The organism is Variovorax sp. 20P10.2.4 (assembly GCF_058244205.1).
In genome coordinates this window covers 1-3,951 of record NZ_JBZAYE010000651.1, presented here as the reverse complement: position 1 = coordinate 3,951, position 3,951 = coordinate 1, and the positions used below count along the sequence as shown (strand labels likewise).

Sequence of the window (3,951 nt, the reverse complement as noted above, 5' to 3'; positions counted from 1 at the left end):
CTGCCCTCGGTGGACGTGGTGCGCGACCAGCCCTCGACCTACCTCTACGACCGCAACATCGGCCAGGCGCCGATCTGCGTGGCGACCGGGCCGCTGGACGGCGACCGCGCGGCGCAGGGCGGCGACGTGCTGGCGCGCGAATGGTCGCGCGTGCGTTCGCGGCCGAACCTGCTGAGCTGCGTGAACACCGAGCGGCGCAACGGCTGCGCCGACTTCTAGGGTCAGCGCGTCGAGCGCGCCGTGATGACGAACAGCTGCGCCATCAGGTCGGCCAGCAGCCGCAGCTGCGGGTCGTCGGTCAGCGCCGCGTGGCGGTAGCCGGCCACATGGGCCTCGAGGCCGTCGATCGGGCCGGCGAAGAACAGCCGCCGCAGCGCGCCACCGAGCGCGTCGTTCTCCGCCGCGCGCGGCCGGTCGTCGATGGTGCTGTGCGCATGGCTCTCGAGCCGCGGCGTGGCGAGGAAGGGCGCGAGCACCGCCGCGCGCAGGCGGCCCTCGGCCACCCAGCGATTCAAGGCCATGTCGAAGGCCTGCGCCGGCCCTTCGGCCAGCGCCTCGCGCAGCAGCGGCGGCAAGGCGCGCAAGCCCTTCGGCGTGGCGAGGTAGGCGACCGCGCCCCAGTTGTAGAGGCCGCGCGCGTCGAGCACCTCGATGCCGGCGATCGCATCGCGCGGCGCGGCGGGATCGGCGGGCAGCTGCTTCTTCAGCGCCTGCCACAGCGCGAGCAGGCTGTGGGCCGAGGTGTAGGGCAGGCATTCGAGGAACACCAGGTCCCAGTCGGCGAGCTGCGCGAGCGCCTCGGGCCGCAGCAGCGGCGGCAGCGCGCGGCTCAACAGCGCATCGTCCTCGAGCACCAGGAAGAAGTCATCGGGCGGTGCGCTTTCGAGTGCGCGCGCATGCGAGAGAAAGCACGCGCGTTCGCCGGCGCTGGTGGCGGCATCGGCGGGCACCGCGGGCAGCGTGGCCGCGTCGATCGCCTCGAAGCGCGCCACGCCCTCGATGCCGAGCGCGCGCAGCTGCGCTTCCATGGCCGCGCGGCGATCGCCACTGCGTTGCAGATTGATGAAGCAACCGTTCATGATGCGGGGATGAAGCAGGTCCTGCCATTGTCTCCCTTGTCTCTCGATATCGCGCCGATCGCCGAAGGGCGGACCGCATGATGCTCAGCGTGGTGCTGCCGTTCTACCGCAAGCGCGCGGAGTTCGAGCGCGTGGCCGCGCTCAACGCGCCGCACTGGTCGCGCCCCGGCATCGAGGTGGTGATCGCGCTCGACGAACCGGCCGAGGAACAGGGCCTGCTGCAACTGCTCGCGCGCTTCGACACGGTGTGCTGGCGCGTGGTCGTCAACGACCGGCCGCATGGCTGGCGCCCGCCCTGCCGCGCCATCAACGTCGGCGTGCGCCATGCGCGCGGCCGCTTCGTGCTCGTGCATTCGCCCGAGTCGGCCTATGTGGACGACGCGCCCGCGCTGGCCCTGCAGGCCGCGCTGACGGTCGAGCGCGGCGTGGTGCTGGGCCGCGTGGGCTTCGCGCGCTTCGACGAGATCGACGGGCCGCTGGCTGCGCTGTTCGCGCGCCAGGTGCCCGAGGCGCTGTTCCTGCGCACCTTCTACGGTTCGCTGTGCGGCCCGCGCGAGGCCTTCGAGGCGGTCGGCGGCTACGACGAATCGTTCGCCGGCTGGGGCGGCGACGACGACGATTTCCGCGTGCGGCTCGAGATGGCGGGCTGGCGGCTTTCGGCCTGCGCCGAACTGAAGCTGCTGCACCTGTCGTTCGAGACGCGCGACGGCGCCGAGCAGTTCGATCCCGACAACGACTGGCGCAAGTGCACGCCCGCGCAGGCGCGCGCGAACGGCGAGGACTGGGGGCGCGATTTCGCGCGCATCGCCCGCGACGATCCGGCACCGGCCGATGCCGGGGCCATGCCCGCGTGGGGGCAACCCGCGCCCGTTTTCGCGATGGGCTCGCGCCGCCAGTGCGAGCTCTGCGCGCGCATGCTGCACCACGAACCGGCGCCGCACTACTTCTGCCCGCGCTGCAGCGCCGCGCCGCCGAAGCCGCTGGCCTCGAGGCTGCGCATCGTCTGCCTGCTGCAGCTGCGCAACGAGGCGCGGCTGCTCGAAGGCTGCCTCGACCATCTGCGCGACCATGTCGACGGCTTCATCGCGCTCGACGACGGCTCGACCGACGACACCGCGCGGATCCTGCAACGCGAACCCAAGCTGCTCGAGCTGCTGTCGAACCCGCCGGGCGGCGACTGGAACGAAACCCAGAACAGGCACCGCCTGCTCGAATGCGCGCAGCGCCATGGCACGGGCTGGGTGCTGGTCTGCGATGCCGACGAGCGCTACGAAACCTTGTTTCTCCGGCACCTCGGCGCCATCGTCGATTCGCTGTCCGACACGCCGCTAGGCTGCCTCTCGCTCGCGGTGCGCGAACTCTGGGACGCACCCGACCGCTTCCGCGACGACGGCCCCTGGGGCGCCAAGTCGCGCGTGTGCCTGTTCCGGCTGCCGCGCGAGATCGCCTTCGACGCGGCGCCCGCGCTGCACGGGCCCTGGTATCCCGATGCGGTCGCGCAGCATGGCCGGATGTTCCGCAGCTACTTCCGGCTCTACCACCTGCGCATGATCCGGCGCGAGGACCGCATCGCGCGGCGCGACCGCTACCGGCGCCTCGATCCCGGGCACCGCTGGCAGGCCATCGGCTACGACTACCTGGCCGAGGAGGGGCCGGGACTGCGGCTCGAGAAGATCGCGCCCGATCGCGGCTACGACCTGGGGACCTTGCCGGCCGATCTGCTTCAGGCCGACGGCCCGGCGCTGGCCGCGAGCGAGCGCGCGTAGTCGCCGCGGTAGGTGCGCGTGCCGGTGTGCGTGAGGCGCGAGCGCGTGTCGACGAAGACCTGGCCGCCGATCGATTGCCAGCGGCGGCAGAAGGCGAAGTCCTCGCTGAGGTAGCGGCCGTTGCCGGGCTCGGCCCAGACATCGAAGAAGCGATGGTGCGGCCAGGCCGCGGCCGTCTCGTCCTCCATGCGGTCGGGCGTGTAGCGCAGCTCGGGCAGGGCCTGCGCGAGCCGCTCGAACACGGCGCGCTCGATCAGCATGAAGCCGGTGGGTGCATCGAGCACCTCGACGAAGCCGTCGGCATCGATGCGGCTGGCGACCTCGGGCCCCGTGAGGTTGACCGGGAACACCGCGTGCCGCGCCTCGAAGTCCTCGCGCGTGCTGCCCGCGGGCAGCGGCTGCGCGAGGCCGGCGCGCGGCCAGCCGTCGTTCTTCTGCGGATAGGCGCCGGCCACCACCGCGCGGCCGGCCAGCAGCAGGCGCAGCGCGGCCTCGGGCTCGAAGCCGATGTCGGCATCGATCCAGAACAGGTGGGTCCAGCGGCTGTCGGCCATGAACTCGGCCACCAGCCGGTTGCGCGCGCGCGGGATCAGGCTGTCGCCGTCGAGGAAGCGCGTCTGCATCGGGAAGCCGTGGCGCCACGCGAGGTTGACCAGCCCGAGCAGGCTGCGCACGTAGTCGCTGGTCATCGCGCCGCTGTAGCTGGGCGTGGCGATGAAGGGGCGGATGTCTTTCAGGGCGTCGATGGGCAGCATCGTGGTGGAGCAATGGGCGTGTTCATGCGGGCTGCGCATGCCGCCGCGTCGACAGCAGGGCCCGAAGCTTCGCCGGTGCCACCGGCTTCGTCAACAGCGTCGCGCCGCTGTGGCGCAGCCGTTGCAGCGCATCGGGCCCGGTGGCGCCCGAGACCAGCACCGCGAGCGCCTCGGGCTGCAACCGCTTGGCGGCGTCGATCACGTCCATGCCGTCGGTGTCGCCGGGCAGCTGCAGGTCGCACAGCACGGCGTCGTAGGGGATGTCGCCGGTGCCCAGCCGCGCGATCGCCTCGGCGCCGGTGGCCACGCACTCGACCTGGCAGCCCCACTGCTCGAGCAGCGCGCGGCTGC

5 protein-coding genes are annotated in these 3,951 nt (G+C 72.4%); 2 read left to right on the top strand and 3 right to left on the bottom strand.

Annotated features, from left to right (window positions below; genetic code table 11):
* Positions 1-219: hypothetical protein (locus AC27VN_RS35010; RefSeq protein ID WP_490879581.1), on the top strand; the 219-nt coding region annotated here is incomplete at its 5' end.
* A gap of 2 nt (positions 220-221) precedes the next feature.
* On the opposite strand, the gene AC27VN_RS35005 is transcribed toward AC27VN_RS35010, so the two are convergent.
* Positions 222-1,079 carry a glycosyltransferase family 25 protein gene (locus tag AC27VN_RS35005; RefSeq protein WP_490879580.1) on the bottom strand — a complete coding sequence of 286 codons (858 nt, stop codon included), beginning with the start codon at positions 1,077-1,079 and terminating at the stop codon, positions 222-224.
* Positions 1,080-1,156: 77 nt separating this feature from the next.
* On the opposite strand from AC27VN_RS35005, the gene AC27VN_RS35000 reads away from it, so the two are divergent.
* On the top strand, positions 1,157-2,845 hold the full coding sequence (locus AC27VN_RS35000; protein WP_490879579.1) for a glycosyltransferase family 2 protein: 1,689 nt from the start codon (positions 1,157-1,159) through the stop codon (positions 2,843-2,845).
* Here the strand turns inward: AC27VN_RS35000 and AC27VN_RS34995 are convergent.
* Both AC27VN_RS34995 and AC27VN_RS34990 read right to left on the bottom strand, forming a co-directional pair.
* Entirely contained in the window at positions 2,803-3,600 is a 798-nt protein-coding gene (locus AC27VN_RS34995) for a hypothetical protein (RefSeq protein ID WP_490879578.1), read from the bottom strand. The two genes, AC27VN_RS35000 and AC27VN_RS34995, sit on opposite strands and share 43 nt — an antisense overlap.
* A 22-nt stretch (positions 3,601-3,622) precedes the next feature.
* A partial coding sequence (locus AC27VN_RS34990) for a response regulator (RefSeq protein ID WP_490879577.1) occupies positions 3,623-3,951 on the bottom strand: 329 nt, incomplete at its 5' end.